The sequence below is a fragment of the uncultured Flavonifractor sp. genome (assembly GCF_944383115.1).
Taxonomy (GTDB): Bacteria; Bacillota; Clostridia; order Oscillospirales; family Oscillospiraceae; genus Flavonifractor.
In genome coordinates, this window is the sequence record NZ_CALWOJ010000045.1 from 1 (window position 1) to 16,097 (window position 16,097).

Annotated in this window: 14 protein-coding genes and 1 pseudogene; 6 read left to right on the forward strand and 9 right to left on the reverse strand. The window is 64.2% G+C overall.

Annotation, left to right across the window (positions count from 1 at the left end; all coding sequences use genetic code 11):
• A pseudogene (locus Q0K43_RS06410) lies at nt 1-698 on the reverse strand (preprotein translocase subunit SecA); the annotation flags it as partial.
• Between the two features lie 281 nt (nt 699-979).
• Here Q0K43_RS06410 and Q0K43_RS06415 point away from each other — a divergent pair.
• From Q0K43_RS06415 to Q0K43_RS06425, 3 genes are all read left to right on the forward strand, one after another.
• Complete coding sequence (locus Q0K43_RS06415) at nt 980-1,390, forward strand: hypothetical protein (protein ID WP_297289735.1); 411 nt, start codon at nt 980-982, stop codon at nt 1,388-1,390.
• Entirely contained in the window at nt 1,387-3,276 is a 1,890-nt protein-coding gene (locus tag Q0K43_RS06420; protein ID WP_297289736.1) for a serine/threonine protein kinase, read from the forward strand. Before Q0K43_RS06415 ends, Q0K43_RS06420 begins: the two co-directional genes overlap by 4 nt.
• 114 nt (nt 3,277-3,390) lie before the next feature.
• Complete coding sequence (locus Q0K43_RS06425; RefSeq protein ID WP_297289737.1) at nt 3,391-4,425, forward strand: stalk domain-containing protein; 1,035 nt, start codon at nt 3,391-3,393, stop codon at nt 4,423-4,425.
• A 91-nt stretch (nt 4,426-4,516) separates the two neighbouring features.
• Here the strand turns inward: Q0K43_RS06425 and mfd are convergent, their stop codons facing one another.
• The 8 genes from mfd to Q0K43_RS06465 form a co-directional block, all read right to left on the reverse strand.
• On the reverse strand, nt 4,517-8,014 hold the full coding sequence (gene mfd, locus Q0K43_RS06430; protein WP_297289738.1) for a transcription-repair coupling factor: 3,498 nt from the start codon (nt 8,012-8,014) through the stop codon (nt 4,517-4,519).
• Nucleotides 8,015-8,082: 68 nt separating this feature from the next.
• Nucleotides 8,083-8,328: a phosphopantetheine-binding protein gene (locus Q0K43_RS06435; protein WP_297289739.1), complete on the reverse strand. Its 246-nt coding sequence runs from the start codon at nt 8,326-8,328 to the stop codon at nt 8,083-8,085.
• Nucleotides 8,328-9,671, reverse strand: coding sequence for an AMP-binding protein (locus Q0K43_RS06440; protein WP_297289740.1), 1,344 nt, complete (start codon nt 9,669-9,671; stop codon nt 8,328-8,330). The genes Q0K43_RS06435 and Q0K43_RS06440 overlap by 1 nt, the downstream gene beginning before the upstream one ends.
• A 12-nt stretch (nt 9,672-9,683) precedes the next feature.
• Complete coding sequence (locus Q0K43_RS06445) at nt 9,684-10,514, reverse strand: VanW family protein (protein WP_297289741.1); 831 nt, start codon at nt 10,512-10,514, stop codon at nt 9,684-9,686.
• A 122-nt stretch (nt 10,515-10,636) separates the two neighbouring features.
• The gene (locus Q0K43_RS06450; RefSeq protein ID WP_242955304.1) at nt 10,637-11,056 is read right to left on the reverse strand and encodes a GNAT family N-acetyltransferase; all 420 of its coding nucleotides are present in this window, start codon (nt 11,054-11,056) and stop codon (nt 10,637-10,639) included.
• Between the two features lie 43 nt (nt 11,057-11,099).
• On the reverse strand, nt 11,100-11,696 hold the full coding sequence (gene pth / locus Q0K43_RS06455; RefSeq protein WP_297289742.1) for an aminoacyl-tRNA hydrolase: 597 nt from the start codon (nt 11,694-11,696) through the stop codon (nt 11,100-11,102).
• A gap of 63 nt (nt 11,697-11,759) precedes the next feature.
• A complete protein-coding gene (locus Q0K43_RS06460; RefSeq protein ID WP_297289743.1) occupies nt 11,760-12,719 on the reverse strand; it encodes a ribose-phosphate pyrophosphokinase in 960 nt (319 codons plus the stop codon).
• A gap of 226 nt (nt 12,720-12,945) precedes the next feature.
• Nucleotides 12,946-13,458, reverse strand: a complete 513-nt coding sequence (locus Q0K43_RS06465; protein ID WP_297289744.1) for an HD domain-containing protein — start codon at nt 13,456-13,458, stop codon at nt 12,946-12,948.
• Nucleotides 13,459-13,690: 232 nt separating this feature from the next.
• Here Q0K43_RS06465 and Q0K43_RS06470 point away from each other — a divergent pair, with 232 nt between their 5' ends.
• The 3 genes from Q0K43_RS06470 to Q0K43_RS06480 form a co-directional block, all read left to right on the forward strand.
• Complete coding sequence (locus Q0K43_RS06470; protein ID WP_297289745.1) at nt 13,691-14,950, forward strand: acetyl-CoA C-acetyltransferase; 1,260 nt, start codon at nt 13,691-13,693, stop codon at nt 14,948-14,950.
• Between the two features lie 60 nt (nt 14,951-15,010).
• Nucleotides 15,011-15,703: a CoA transferase subunit A gene (locus tag Q0K43_RS06475; RefSeq protein WP_297289746.1), complete on the forward strand. Its 693-nt coding sequence runs from the start codon at nt 15,011-15,013 to the stop codon at nt 15,701-15,703.
• A partial coding sequence (locus Q0K43_RS06480; protein ID WP_297289747.1) for a CoA-transferase occupies nt 15,703-16,097 on the forward strand: 395 nt, incomplete at its 3' end. The genes Q0K43_RS06475 and Q0K43_RS06480, both read left to right, overlap by 1 nt.

Consider the following 16,097-nt stretch of genomic DNA (forward strand, 5'->3'; position numbering starts at 1 on the left):
AGCTGGGTGGACTTGTCCCCCTGGCCGGAGATGATGAGGGGGGTACGGGCCTCGTCGATGAGGATGGAGTCCACCTCGTCCACGATGGCAAAGGCGTGGCCCCGCTGCACCATCTCGGTGGCGTAGATGCACATATTGTCCCGCAGGTAGTCGAAGCCGAACTCGTTGTTGGTGCCGTAGGTGATGTCGGCGGCGTAGGAGGCCTTGCGGTCCTTGGGCTGGATGTCGTGGATCACCAGACCCACGGTGAGCCCCATAAAGCGGTAGACCTTGCCCATCCACTCGGAGTCACGCTTGGCCAGGTAGTCGTTGACGGTGACGATGTGGACGCCCTCCCCGGCCAGGGCGTTGAGGTAGGCGGGCAGGGTGGCCACCAGGGTCTTGCCTTCGCCGGTCTTCATCTCGGCGATACGGCCCTGGTGCAGGATGATGCCGCCGATGAGCTGCACCCGGTAGGGCTTCATGCCCAGTACACGCCAGGCAGCCTCCCGGCAGGCGGCAAAGGCCTCGGGCAGGATGTCGTCCAGGGTCTCGCCGTTCTGGAGCCGTTCTTTAAACTCAGGGGTCTTGGCCTTGAGCTGCTCATCGGTGAGCTTGGAGTACTCCTCTTCCAGGGCCTCAATCTTGTCCACGATGGGTTTGATGGCCTTCAGCTCCTTGGCGGAGCTGGTGCCGAACAGCTTTTTCAACAGTCCCATGCGTCTGATTCACCTTTCTGATCTCCACCGCGCGGGGCGCGGCTGATGACATTGATTCAGTTTCCTAGTATAACATAAGCCCGCGCAAGAAAAAAGAGGAATTTGTGAACAAATCGCCCCGACCTGCTTCCATGCCCGCCGTAAGGTTCTGAGCGTGCAATTTTGCACACCGCTCGGCCGCAGAATTGTGATAAACTCTTTTTATTACACCACAAAGGCGATATAATGAGATAAAATTGTAGCGCCGGATCATCCCAGTTTTTCCAGAAAGGAGGGGGCCTATGCGCACCACGGACGAACTGCGAAACGCGATTCGCTCCTCCCCCGATCCCGCTCTGCTCTCCGGGGGCGCCTTTACCCCGCCGGACTATACTTTTTACTTATACGGCCTGCTGGAGAGGCGGGGCTGGCTGGTAAAGGACGCCATACGGGCCTGCTATCTGGAGCGGTCCTACGGTTACCAGCTTTTTAACGGCACCCGGCCCCCCACCCGCACCTTTCTGCTGCGGCTGGCCCTGGCCCTGGGCCTGGGGGAGGAGGAGACCCAGAAGCTGCTCACCCGCTGCGGCAGGGCCATCCTCTACCCCCGCAGCCGGTTCGACGCGGCGGTCTTCTACGGCCTGACTCACCACCTGACCCTGGAGGAGACCGACGATCTGCTCCTCTCTCTGGGAGAAGGGGGGCTTCTGTGAGCCGCACCGAGGATTTTTGTCAGGACTACAAGCAGGTGGTGGACAGCCTGGAACTGCCTGACCGCATTGCTCTGGTCTACCGGCCGGAGGCCTGCCTGGCGGAGCGGCAGGGCCGCAGCGTGTGGCTCCTCCGCCGCCGGTGCGACGACGCCCCCTACATCCTAAAAATCGCCCAGGCGGACGGGGAGGATCTGGAGGAGGAGTTCCGGCTGCTGGCCCAGCTCTACCCCGCCCTGGCGGGCCATGTACCCCTGGGGGCCGACTGTTTCCGGCAGGGGGACACAGCCTATCTGGTACGCAGCTATCTGCCCGGGGAGTCCCTTACCCGCCGGATCGAGCGGCAGGGCCCCTTGGGCGAGGAGGCCTGCCGGCAGCTGGGGGGAAAGATGGCCGCGCTGCTGGAGCGGCTCCACCGGATGGACCCGCCCATCATCCACCGGGACATCAAGCCGGACAACATTATCATAGGGCCTGACGGAGAGGTGGGACTCATTGACTTCGGCATCGCCCGGCAATACAAACCCCATCAGGACAGCGATACCCGCATTATGGGCAGCTCGGTCACCGCCGCCCCCGAGCAGTACGGCTTTACCCAGACCGATCAGCGGGCCGACCTGTACGCCCTGGGAGCCACGCTGATCTGGACCCTCACCGGCTCCTACGACCGGGACAGCCTGACGGAGGTTGCTGTATCTCCTCAGCTGAAAACCATTCTGCGCAAATGCACCGCCTTCTCCCCCGACGACCGCTATCCCTCCGCCCCAGCGTTACAAGACGCCCTCAGCGGACGGGCGGGCCGGGCCCGCACCCTGCGCCGCGGGGCTGCGGTGTGCGCGCTGGCTGCTGCCGCAGGGATCGGCCTTGTCATCGGGGTAGTGCTGCCCCAGGCCCAGTCCGCCCGAACGGTGGAGTTCCCCTCCCATTGCCTGGAGCTGGCGGTGCGGGAGGCGCTGGACCGGCCCCTGGGGAAGATCACCTACGGCGACCTGGAGCAGGTGGAGCGGCTGGCCCTGGTGGGCAATGAGGTGCTGGAGGACCCCTCGTCCTATTCCTATTATATGAATGATATGACCGGCGATACTTCCCGGGGGGATGTGTCCGACCTGTCCCTGCTGGCCAGTATGCCCAACCTGGAGGAGGTGTGGCTGTGCCGGCAGCAGATCACCGACCTGTCTCCCCTGGAGGGGCTGCCCCTCACCACCCTGGTGCTGTGCGACAACTCCATTGAGGACCTGTCCCCCCTCTCCTCCCTCACCGGCCTGACCACCCTGTGGCTGGGGGGCAACACCCCTTCCGACCTCACCCCGCTGGCGGGGCTGACCATGCTGCGCAACCTGAATCTGGACGGGGCGGGGGACGACCGGCTCACCCCGCTGGACAGTCTGGCACCTCTGGCCGGGCTGCCTCTGGCCCGCCTGTCCCTGGGCGGCCGGTCGGTATCCGACGGGGACTGGTCTGTGCTGACCCAGCTGCCGCTGCTGGAGGAGGTCTGTCTGTGGGGGCCGCCGGAGGAGGCGGTGGCCGCTCTGGTGGAGCGTGTTCAGCTGCCCATCCTCAACGTGGGACTGCTGCCCTGTGAGGATCTTTCCATCCTGGCGGGCTGCCAGGTGGCGGATCTGCGGCTCCACGCCGGACAGAACTCCCTGGAAGGCGCGGGAGACCTGCCCCGGCTGCGCAACCTGGGGCTGTTTGCCTCCAACGTGGCCGACCTGTCCCCCCTGCTCCAGGCCGATCTGCTGGAAACCTTCTGCTTTACCGGCTCCACCCGGCAGGTGGACTTTTCCGTCCTGTCGGCAGGGTCGCCTTATTTACGCATCCTGGTACCTCAGAACCTGGTGGAACAGGCCGAGGCGGCCTGCCCCGGCCGGGTAAGTCTGTTGGGCTAGGGCTTGATGCCGGTTTCGACACAAGTGTGCATCGGCGCACACCACTTTCTTACAGTACTGTGGTATGCTGGTTTCAGCTTGCAAAACCCGCAGTTCACGAAAGGAAGTGTCCCTATGAAGAAAAAGACCCGCATTGCAGCCCTGGCCCTGGCCCTGGTGCTGGGCACCGGCACCGCCGCCCTGGCCGCCGGCAACCTGATCAACATCGCCGTCAACCCGGGCATGAAGCTGTCCATCGACGGCGAGGCCTTTGTACCCACCGACGTCAACGGCAAGGAAGTGGACGTGTTTGCCTACAACGGCACCACCTATGTGCCCATCCGTGCCATCAGTGAGGCCTTTGGCAAGGACGTCAGCTATGACGCCGACACCCAGACCGCCGTCATCCAGTCGGTGAAGCCCCCCTATGATCCCGACAAGGTGGACTATGTACTCTCCGTGGAGCCCGAGCCCTACATCGATGAGAACGGCGAGGAGGCGCTGTGGTATAACGGCGTGGGCTATGAGTTCCGCTGGTGGCTGCCCGAGGAGCAGCAGAACAGCAGCTTTACCGTCAAGCTGGTGGAGGGCCAGCTGCCTGACGGCATCACCCTGGTGGACGACCACCTGGAGGGTGAGTGCCAGGCCGCCGGTGAGACCAACGTGACCTTTACCGTCACCCCCAGGAAGGGTGACCCCGTCACCCGCACCCTCCACTTCCAGTTCGTGGCCCCCGATGAGTTTGCGGTGGCCCCCATCATCCTGTGGGGCAAGGTGGGCGACACCGTGGACCGGGCCGGCATCAACTCCTTCTATGACGGCATCTTCTACACCGCCGACGACCTGACTGCCGACCAGGAGATCCCCGGCGCCTCCCCCATCGGCACCCAGGCGGCCCTGGACGCCCTGGCGGAGTACGGCCTGTCTCTGGACTATGAGGTCCAGGAGAATGAGGACGGCTACCGCTGGGCCGACAAGTATCTGACCGGCGCCTTTACCCAGGCCACCGACGGCTGGGTGAAGATCTCCATCCCGGTATACGCCACTGCCGGTTCCTCCAACCCGGACTTCCCTATGGAGGAGAATTTCTGGTTCTACGACGATGAAAACGGCGATACCCGGCTGGTTCACGGCACTGTGGACGTCTACCTCAACATCATCGGCTTCTGATTTCCCTACCATCTTTCTTTCCCAATGCAGCAGGGGCCCGGCGCAATGCGCCGGGCCCCTGCTATATTGTTTGCTGTCGATCCGCCGGGCCTTACGCCCCGGTCTTGCTGTAATCCTCCATCACCTTGCGGCCCCACTTCAGCGGGTCCTCTCCCTGCTTGAGCCGCAGGGCCAGGTAGGGCTTCTCCCCGGCGGAGAAGAGCAGCCGCCCCTTGTAGTACTCCAGGGCGCACAGGGCGCTCACCCGCTGGAGATCGAACCCGTCCAGATAGAATTGCAGGCCGTTCCCCTGCTGCTTGATCTGGGTGACGCCGTTCTGTGCGGCGTCGGAGCGGAGCAGGGCCACCGAGATCAGGTTGTTCACCGTCCGGGGCGGGTCGCCGTAACGGTCGATCAGCTCGTCGGTCACGTCGTCGGCGTCGGCCTCGCTGCGGATAGCGGCGATCCGCCGGTACAGGTCCATCCGCTCCTCCGGGGAGGGGACGTACCGGTCGGGGATGGAGGCCGCCACACTGAGGTCGGCGGCGCACTCGGTCCGCTTGGGGATGGGTTCCCCCCGCTCCTCCAGCACCGCCTCCTCCAGCAGCCGCAGATACATGTCGTAGCCCACGCTGAGCATAAATCCGCTCTGCTCCGGCCCCAGCACATTGCCCGCCCCCCGGATCTCCAAGTCCCGCATGGCGATCTTGAAGCCGGAGCCGAACTCGGCAAACTCCCGGATGGCCCCCAGCCGCTTGGAGGCCACCTCGGTCAGCACCTTGCCCTGCCGGTAGGTCAGATAGGCGTAGGCCCGGCGGGTGGACCGGCCTACCCGCCCTCTGATCTGGTGGAGTTGGGCCAGGCCCATTTTGTCGGCGTCCTCAATGATGAGGGTGTTCACGTTGGCAATGTCGATGCCGGTCTCAATGATGGTGGTGCATACCAGTACATCCACATCCCCCTCGCTCATGCGCTTCATGACCTCGCCCAGTTCCTCCTGGCTCATCTTGCCGTGGGCCACCGCCACCTCCACGTCCTCCCCCAGCATCTCCTTGATGCGTCCGGCGGTACGGGTGATGGTGTCCACCCGGTTGTGAAGGTAATATACTTGCCCCCCTCTTTCCAGTTCACGGCGCACCGCGTCCATCAGCACGCCCCAGTCGTGTTCCAGCACATAGGTCTGCACTGGCTGGCGGTCCAGGGGCGGCTCCTCCAGGGTGGACATGTCCCGGATGCCGGAGAGGGCCATGTTCAATGTGCGGGGTATGGGGGTGGCGGAGAGGGTAAGCACGTCCACCTGCTGGGACAGTTCCTTGAGCCGCTCCTTGTGCTGCACGCCGAACCGCTGCTCCTCGTCGATGACCAGCAGCCCCAGATCCTTGAAGCGCACGTCCTTCTGGAACAGCCGGTGGGTGCCGATCAGAAGGTCGATCTGCCCCGCCTCCAGACGCCGGAGGGTCTCCTTCATCTGGGCGGCGGTGCGGAATCGGCTCACCACGTCGATCTCCACCGGATACTTGGCAAACCGCTGCTTGGCGGACAGGTAGTGCTGCCGGGCCAGCACGGTGGTAGGCACCAGGATGGCGGCCTGCTTGCCATCCAGCACGCACTTCATCACCGCCCGGAAGGCCACCTCGGTCTTGCCGTAGCCCACGTCGCCGCAGAGCAGCCGATCCATTGGCCGGGCGGTCTCCATGTCCCGCTTGACCTCGGCGATGCACCGCAGCTGGTCGTCGGTCTCGGCATATTCAAACTGCTCCTCAAATTCCCGCATCCACTCGGAGTCCGGGGAGAAGGCGAAGCCGGGCTGCCGCTGCCGCTGGGCGTACAGCTGGATCAAGCCCTTAGCCAGGTCCTTCACCGCCTTTTTGGCCTTGGACTTGGCCCGCTCCCAGTCGCCGCCCCCCAGCCGGGACAGCTTCCGTTTCTCGTTGGCGTCCTCGCCGCCGCCGATGTATTTGCTCACCAGATCCAGCTGGGTGGCGGGGACGTACAAAAGGTCGGTGCCGGCGTAGGCGATCTTGACATAGTCCTTCTCAACACCGTCCACCACTTTCTTGGTCATCTCCACAAACCGGCCGATCCCGTGATGCTGGTGTACCACCAGGTCCCCCGGGGCCAGGTCGGCATAGGATTTCAGCTTCTGCCGGTTGGTGACCGGCTTGCTCCGGCGCTTTTTGCCCAGGGCGGACTGGCCCTCGGTCAGTACTGCCAGCCGCCCCACCGGGTACTCCATGCCGGCGGAGATGCCGCCCACGGCAATGACCGCCTTGCCGTAGTCCGGCAGATTGTGGAGCTGAAAGTCCACGGCGGTGGTCATCTTCTGCTCCCGCAGCAGGGTCTGGAGGTTGAGGGCCCGCCCCTCGCTGCTCACCAGCACCACGGTGCGGAAACCCTCGGACACATAGTGGGCCAGATCGGAGACGGCGGTCTCCAGGCTGGCCCCGTAGGAGGGCAGCTGCTTGGCCAGCAGGTTGAGGAGGGTACGGGGCCGGCTGGGATAGGCGGAGGCGGCAAAGGAATCCAGGTAGCACACCGGCCACTCCTCCAGCACCTGCCACAGCTCCTCGGGGGTACGGGCGAATTCGGCCAGCTCCCCCGCCAGTTCTCCACGCTCCATCAGGGTCTTGGCGTCCTCCCCCAGCTGCCACAGGTAGTGCTTCCCCCGCTCGGCCACCCGGCCGCTCTCGCTGAAAATCACCACAGCGTCCTCCGGCAGGTAGTCCGCCGCCGTGGCCATCTGGGGGTAGATGAGACTTACATACCGGTCCATGGCCGGGAAGGAGGCGCCGGCGGCCAGCCGCTCCCGGTCCTCCTCCAGAGTCTGAACCAGGGCCTGGGCCCCCTTGCGCTTCTTTGCCCGGGAAATGAGCTTGTCCAGCCCCTCCAGCAGGCCGCCCCACCCGCCGGGGGCAAACTGGGGCAGTACCTCGGCGGCAGGCAGGATCTCCGCCTCGGAGATATTTTCAATCCGCCGCTGGCTGTCCGGGTCAAAATAGCCCATGGCGTCGATCTCGTCCCCAAAGAATTCCACCCGCACCGGCTTGGGATGGGCGGGGGAGAAAAAGTCCAGGATGCCGCCCCGCAGGGCGAACTGCCCCACCCCCTCCACCTGCTGGCACCGGGCATATCCGGCGGCAGACAGGGTCTCGGTCAGCTCGCTCAGGTCGTGGGCCTCCCCCATCCGCACCACCTGGGCCGCCTGGGTGAGCAGGGCCTTGGGAATGGTGCGCTGGAGCAGGGCCTCCACCGTACACACCAGCAGAGGGCACTCCCCCGCCGCCAGCGCCCGCAGGACAGACAGCCGCCGATGCTCGTACTGGCGGGAGACTACGGCGGCATTGTGGAAGGTAAACTCCCGGGCAGTCAGAACCGCCACCTTTTCCCCGGAAAGGGCGGCCAGATCCCGCTCCATCCGCTGGGCCTCCCCCTCGTCGGCGCACACCACCGCCACCGGCCGCTCCAGCTGCCGATGGAGCCCGGCGGCAAAGTGGGCCCGGTGGACCGCCGACAGCCCGGAGAAGGCCACGGGACAGGCCCCGTTGTCAATGGCCGCCGCCAGAGCGCGGTATTCCGGTATGTCATTGAGGGCGGAAAGCAGTTGTTTCATGGTTCACCTCAAGGTTTAGAAAGATTTGGAAGTTATGGGCGTACTGATCCCCGTCGCCGGGGCCAGCCCTATGGGGCGGCCTCCTCTGCCGCCTGCCGGCAGAGGGCCAGGATGCCCTCCACCGTGCGGAAGGCATCCCTGGGGACCCGGGTGGGCTGGATGCAGATGCCCAGATCCTCCAACCCCTCCAGCAGGTCAATGAGGGCCAGGGAGTCCAAAATGCCCTCCTCCAGCAGGTCGGCGCCGGGGCGGAGGGCCGCCTGGGTACCGCAGACCTGCACCAGCAGTTCCCGGATCACATCCTCTTCCACCATTATAGCATCTCCTCCAGCCGTTTCCGGTCACATTTTCCGTTGGGGGTGAGGGGCAGCCGGTCCAGCAGCCGCCACTGGCCGGGGATGTGACTGGGGGGCAGCAAATCCGCCAGGGCCTGAGCCAGCTTCTCCGGCTCCAGCCCAGCCCCCTCCACGAAGGCGGTGAGGCCCTTTACCTGCCCCGCCCCGTCCCGCCGGGGGATCACTGCCGCCCGCTCCACCCCTGGCAGGGCCTCCAGCGCCCCCTCGATGCGGGCGGGTTCCAGCCGGTATCCCTTGTACTTCAGCTGCAAATCCCGCCGTCCCGCCCAGTAGAGCAGGCCGTTTTCCACATAACCCAGGTCCCCTGTGGCATATTTGCCCCCAAACCGGGGGGAAACACTGGCTCCGGTGAGGATGATCTCCCCCTCCTCCAGGGAGATGTCCACAGCTCCCTCCCCAACTGTGCCGATGGGCAAAGGCCCACCGCACATCTCCCGGGAAATAGGGACGGCGCACACGGCGCAGGTGGCCTCGGTGGGGCCGTAGGCGTTGAGCAGCGCCGCGCCGGGGAACCGGTCCAGCAGCCGCCGGGCGGCGGCGGGGGGCAATACCTCCCCGCAGGAAAAGACCGTCCGCAGCCGGGGCAGCCGGGCGGGGCCGAAGGAGGGCTCCGTCAGGCACAGGCGCAGAAAGGAGGGGGTGGCCACCAGCAGGGACACGTCGCTGGCCGCCAGCCGGCGGAAGAGGACGGCAAAGTCCCCCTTCTCCCCTCTGGTGAGGGCCACATGGGTGCCCCCTCCCAGCAGGGACAGGTAGAGGTCGGCCACCGACAGATCGAAGGACCAGGCGGCCTGCCCCACCGCCGTCCCACCCAGGACGGGAGCGATCTCCGGCAGGGCGGAAGCCCACCGGAGGAAGTGTTCCAGGTTGCCCAGGCTCACCTCCACCAGCTTGGGCTTTCCGGTGCTGCCCGAGGTGAAGATCTGGTAGGCAATGCGGCCAGGGTCGTCAGGGAGCGGGCAGGACAGCCCGGAGGCAAATCCCTCCTCCGCCGTCCGCCGGTCCAGCAGGAGGGCCCCCGCCTGCTCCAGCAGCTCCCGCTGTCCCGCCGGGGGCAGCTGGGGGTCCAGGGGCAGGTAGGGCCGCCCCGCCAGCAGGCAGGCCACAAAGGCCACCGGCGCCCAGACCTCCCCCGGATCCCCAATCAGGGCCACCGGGCCGGTCCCCTCCGCCCGCAGTTTGGCCGCCAGGCCCTGGGCCATGGGCCACAGCTCGCCCCAGCGGACCACTTCTTCCCCCGCCGTCAGGGCGGGTCGGTCCCCCAGGGACGCGCTGTGGGCTTTGATTCGTTCCAGCAGCATAGCCCTCTCCCTTCACCGCTCCAATATCTGATCCGCCGGGATAAGGGCGGGGTCAAAAAGCACCTTGGAGTGGTTGTCCAGCAGCAGTTCCCGGCTTACTTCCACACCGGTGGCCCGGTCGTATGCCATGCGGTAGACCTGGCTCACCCGGTAGTATGCCTCGCCCTCCCGGACATAGCCGCTCCCCTCCTCCCGCAGCCGGTAGCGCAGGGGGAAGGGGGCCGTCCCACGCAGCTCGCCGCACAGGTCGTCCCCGTCCAGCCACACCCGCAGCTGGACCGGCTGGTCGGTGTCGTTGCGGAAGCGGTAGTCCACATGGGGGTAGAAGATGGAGGTGCCGGTGCCGAAGGGCACCCGGCGGCGGTCGTCAGGAAAAAGGGCGTCCGAATGGTGGTGCAGCTCGGTGACCGTCAGGGGGCTGTGCAGCACCAGGTAGTGGATCAGGTTGGCCAGCTGGCACAGCCCGCCTCCCACCGACCGGCCCAGGTTCCCGCTGGCGATGGTGAGCCCGTCCTGGTAGCCCTTGCGGGCCGTTGGCCTGCCCACCAGACGCCAGAAGGAGAAGCTCTCCCCCGGCGCCACCACCACCCCGTCGATACAGGGAGCGGCCAGGGCCAGATTGGCCCGCTTGCTGTGCTGCAGGTCCATATCCACTCCGCTCAAACGCCGGAGTACCGGGGAGCGGTGTCCCTTGTGGATGACAGGCAGCTCCTCCTGCTGGCGCCGGGCCGCCCAGCGCAGCCCCGCCCGCCGGTCGGCCAGGGCCTTGCGCCCCCCTTCCTTCCACAGGGAGAGCCGGTAGCACACCGGCCCGTATTGACAAAACAGCTTGCGTCCCGCCACAGGGGTCACCTCCTCCGCTGCGGCGCGCCCCTGTAAAAAAGGAGCGGGCGCGCCCGCTCCTCCTATCGTAGCATTCCCGTGGGGAATTGCAAGTTACGATTCGGCAACAGCGGCCCACAGGTTCACAGCCGGCGCATCATGCGCCACTCCCGGTAGGTGGTTCCGTCAAAGGTATACTGAATCTCTCCCACGGTTTGAAAGCCCAGCTTTTCGTACAGCTGATAGGCCGCCGTATTTTCCAATTCCACATGAAGATAGAGCTCCCCCACCTTCCTCTCTTCTCTCATAAAGTCCAGGAAGCGGAGCACTGCCTCTTTGCCCAGTCCTTGCCCCTGATACTGTGCGCCGATCATAAACCGGCTCATGCACCAGCCCGGAATTTCGGGGTCATAATCAAACAGAACAAAGCCCACCATAGTGTCATCAGAATAGACGGCCCTGGTGTACAGGCCCTCTTCAAACCGGGCCTCCACCAAAGAGCGGGCATTATCCGCCACAAAGCCGGTCTGGTCGTCTCTTACCTTCAGGCAGATGCAATCCATGTAATTGCTTTGATCAATTTTACGAAAAGTAATCATATTTCCCTCAGCCGTTGAACTTGTTCATGGCCTTGTCGGGCCCTTCCGCGATGAGGCACTCCACCGCCTTGGCCGCCTTCTCGATGGCGGCGGTAATGGCTTTCAGGTCCTCCCCCACAAACTTGGACAGCACCCAGTCGGCCATATCGTAGTCGGGATGGGGCTTCTCCCCCACGCCGATCTTCACCCGGGGAAACTGATCGCTGCCCAGGTGCTGGATGATGTTTTTCAGGCCGTTGTGGCCGCCGGCGGAGCCGCCCTTGCGGATGCGCAGCTTGCCCAGGGGGAGGGATACGTCGTCGGATATGACCAGTACATGCTCGGGCGGGATCTTATAGAACCGGGCGGCCTCCCCCACCGCCTCGCCGGACAGGTTCATATAGGTCACCGGCTTCATGAGCAGCACCTTGGCGCCCCCCAGTTCCACCGTGTTGGTGAGGGCCCGGTACTTCAGCTTCTGCACCGGCACCCGCAGCTGCTCGGCGATGTGGTCGATGGTGAGAAAGCCCACGTTGTGCCGGGTATTCTCATACTTGTCGCCGGGGTTGCCCAGGCCCACCACCAGCCACGTCACGCCGGCGCTCTTCGTTCTGCCAAAAAACATAGTAACTCCTTAAGACGGGCAAAGGCGGGGGTACGCCCCCGCCTTTATCCGGTATCTTTTTTCTTACACAAACAGCTTGGAGACGGACACCTCTTCATAGATGCGCTCGATGGCCTCTGCAAACATGTGGGCCACGGACAGATACTTGATCTTGTCGCAGTTCACGCCCTGCTTGGGGGGTACGGTATCCAGGAAGTACAGCTCCTTGATGACGCTCTTCTCAATGCGCTCCACAGCGGGGCCGGAGAGTACGCCGTGGCTGGCGCAGGCGATGACGTCCACCGCGCCGCCCAGCTCCACCAGGGCCTGAGCCGCGCCGCACAGGGAACCGGCGGTGTCCACCATGTCGTCAAAGAGGATGACCTTCTTGCCCCGGACGTCGCCGATGATGTTCATGACCTCGGAGGAATTGGCCTTCTGGCGGCGCTTATCCACGATGGCCAGACCCATGCCCAGTTTCTGGGCGAAGGCCCGGGCCCGGGCCACGGAACCCACGTCGGGGGAGACCACGATCATCTCGTCCTCCTTGCCGTTGAAGCGGTCGTGGAGGTAGTTGGTAAAGATGGGGTTGCCCAGCAGGTTGTCCACAGGGATGTCGAAAAAGCCCTGGATCTGGTTGGCGTGCAGATCCATCGTCAGCACCCGGTCGGCGCCGGCCCGGGTAATCAGGTTAGCCACCAGCTTGGCGGAAATGGGATCGCGGGGCTTGGTCTTGCGGTCCTGACGGGCGTAGCCGAAGTAGGGCATAACGGCGGTGATGCGTCCGGCGGAGGCCCGCTTCAGGGCATCGATCATAATGAGCAGTTCCATCAGGTTGTCGTTGACCGGGGAGCTGGTGGACTGGACCACAAACACGTCGGAGCCGCGGACGGTCTCATAGATGGAGACAAAATTTTCTCCGTCGGAGAAGGCGCCCACCTCGGCGTTGCCCAGCTCCATGCCCATCTCCTTGCAGATGGCCTCGGCCAGCGGGCGGTTGGAAGTGCCGGAAAAGATCTTGATGTCCTTACCGTGTGCGATCATTTTTCAAACATCCTCTCACATATTTTGTGTTTCTTATCTCCTGCGTCATAGAACCGGCAATCTTCCTCTTTCTGGAAGATGTATGCCGGTTCCGCATCGCTTTTGCTTAAGATCGCCTTTCATCTACGCCCATTATAGCAAAGCGGCCGGGAAAATGCACCGGCATTTTGAAAAAAAGGCCGCTTTTTTTACAACTTGGCACCCTTGCACAATCCCGTCCCGCTCTTTACCCGTTCTTTACCGCGTTTCCACCGAAGGCGGGGGCGGGCCGGCAGGCGGTGCGGCAGAGGGCGGAGCGCCGCCACAGCCCCAACACCTCCGCCGTGGCGCACAGTTTGTCCGCCAGGCAGACCGCCGCCGCCACCCGGCTGCGGGGCGCCCGGCTGGACAGGGGCCACATGTGGGCCAGAATGCCGTTTTCCTCTTCCCTGCTCAGGCTGCCGCACAGGACCCGCGCATTGCGCAGGGCGGCCACAGGGTGGGCAAAGCACTGCTTGTAGGAGGGCATACATTTGGGATCATGCAGGTAAAGGTCGTGGAGCAGCCCCGCCCGTGCCGCAGCCCGGGGGTCTCCCCGCCACTTCTCCGCCAGGCAGAAGGCCACATAGGATACGAACAGGCTGTGTTCAAAACAGGACACCCCCGGATGGTGGCGGATGTGCTTCATGGCCTGCACCTGGGGCGTGGACAGCAGTTCTCCCACACAGTCAAGATACGCGCTCCATCGTTCTTCCCGCAACGTGATCCCCTCCTCTCTCCGCCCTACAGGCGGACCGTCTTTTTTCTTATTATAATCCCCTCCTCCCGCTCCCGCAACCCCATACCGTCATTGGGGCTGTGGTACAAAATGGGTGCGCTTCCCTTCCACCCGCTTCCACACTTTCCACAGTTGATTTTTAGAAATACCGGATGTATAATGAAACGAAGGGTTTATTAGGGGAGAAAACCAAATCATTTGGAGGTCATTCACAATGAGAGAAGTCTACGTAGTCAACTGTTGTCGTACCGCTGTTGGCTCCTTCGGCGGAAGCCTGAAGGACACCCCTGCCACCGACCTGGGCGCTGTCGTAGTCAAAGAGGCCCTCAACCGCGCCGGATTGAAGCCCGAGCAGGTGGACGAGCTGATGTTCGGCTGCATCCTTACCGCCGCCCAGGGTCAGAATCCCGCCCGCCAGGTGGGTGTAAAGGCCGGCCTGCCCTACTCCGTTCCCGCCTATACTGTGGGTATGGTGTGCGGCTCCGGCATGAAGAGCGTCATCGAGGGCGCCCGCGCCATCCTCTCCGGCGACGCCGACGTCATCGTGGCCGGCGGCACCGAGAACATGTCCGCCGCTCCCTATGCGCTCCCCGCCGAGCGTTGGGGCGCCCGCATGGGCGACAAGAAGGTCGTGGACACCATGATCAAGGACGGCCTGTGGGACGCTTACAACAACTATCACATGGGCACCACCGCTGAGAACATCGCCGACGTGTGGGGCATCACCCGCGAGGAGATGGACGCCTTCGCCGTGTCCTCCCAGAACAAGACCGAGGCCGCTCAGGCCGCCGGCAAGTTCGCCGACGAGATCGTGCCCGTCATGGTCAAGAAGAAGAAGGAAATGGTGGAGTTCAAGGTGGACGAGTTCCCCAAGGCCGGCGTGACCATGGAGTCCGTCTCCAAGCTGCGCGGCGCCTTCCCCGCCGGTCCCGAGGGCGTGGAGGACGAGATCGTCCACACCTTCGACGTGACCCAGGTCCACGCTGACGACGCCAAGCAGCACGTCCAGCGCGTCACCGCCGCCAACGCCTCCGGCATCAACGACGGCGCCGCCGCCATTGTGCTGGCTTCCGGTGAGGCTGTTGAGAAGTATGGCCTGAAGCCCATGGCCAAGCTGGTCTCCTGGGGCCAGGGCGGCGTGGATCCCAAGATCATGGGCGTGGGCCCCGTGCCCGCTTCCCGTCAGGCCATGGCCAAGGCCGGCCTGAAGATCGAGGACATCGACCTGGTGGAGGCCAACGAGGCCTTTGCCGCTCAGTCCATCGCCGTGGCCCGTGAGCTGGGCTTCGACATGAGCAAGGTCAACGTCAACGGCGGCGCCATCTCCATCGGCCACCCCGTGGGTGCTTCCGGCGCCCGTATCATCGTCACCCTGCTGCATGAGATGGCCAAGCGGCCCGAGGCCAAGAAGGGCCTGGCCACCCTGTGCATCGGCGGCGGCATGGGCGTCGCCACCATCTTCGAGAAGTGCTGATCCACTGCACCGGGGTAGTTTGCCCCGGCATCCTGATTCTATATTTAGGAGGGTAACATTGTGCGCAATAAGGTAATTTCCGTTGAGGAAGCCGTAAACATGATCCCCGACGGGGCTACCATCATGTATGGCGGCTTCCTGGGCTGCGGCAGCGCCCATCATATCATTGAGGCCCTGTGCAAGAAGGGCACCAAGGATCTGACCATCATCGGCAACGACTGCGGCATGGCCGTGGGTCCTCAGGGCGAGGAGTTCTACGGTGTGGCCAAGCTGGTGCATAACCACCAGGTCAAGCGCGTCATTGCCACCCATGTGGGCATGACCCCCGACGTGGGCACCCAGGGCATGGTGGAGAAGACCCTGCAGGTGGACCTGGTTCCCCAGGGCTCTCTGGCCGAGATGATCCGGGCCGGCGGCGCCGGTCTGGGCGGCGTCCTCACCCCCACCGGCGTGGGCACCATCGTGGAGGACTCCCCTCTGTGCCTGGGCAAGCAGACCATCAACGGCAAGGAGTATCTGCTGATGCAGCCCCTGCGTGCCGACTTCGCCCTGGTCAACGGCCACACCATTGATAAGTTTGGCAACATCTGGTACAAGGGCACCACCCGTAACTTTAACATCGTGATGGCCACCGCCGCCGACGTGGTCATTGCTGAGGCCGACCACCTGGTGGAGGTTGGCGACATTGAGCCTGAGAACGTGGTCACCTCCGGCGCCTTTGTCAATTACATCGTGGATGGAGGGAAGCTGTAATGGATAAGTCTGAGATCAAGGCCTTTATTGCCAAGCGTGTCGCCAAGGAACTGAAGGACGGCGACGTGGTCAACCTGGGCATCGGTCTGCCCACTATGGTTCCCGCTTTCCTGCCCGAGGGGGTCCATGTGATCCTCCAGTCTGAGAACGGCATCATCGGCACCGGCCCCAAGCCCACCCCCGAGCAGGCCGATCCCCGCTACAAGACCGACGCCGGCGGTTCTCCCGCCCAGGCCGACGTGTTCGGCTGCTACATCGACTCCGCCACCTCCTTCGGCTTCATCCGCGGCGGCCACGTCAACGCCACCATCCTGGGCGGCCTGGAAGTGGACGAGGAGGGCTCCCTGTCCAACTGGATCATCCCCGGCAAGAAGATGCCCGGCATGGGCGGCGC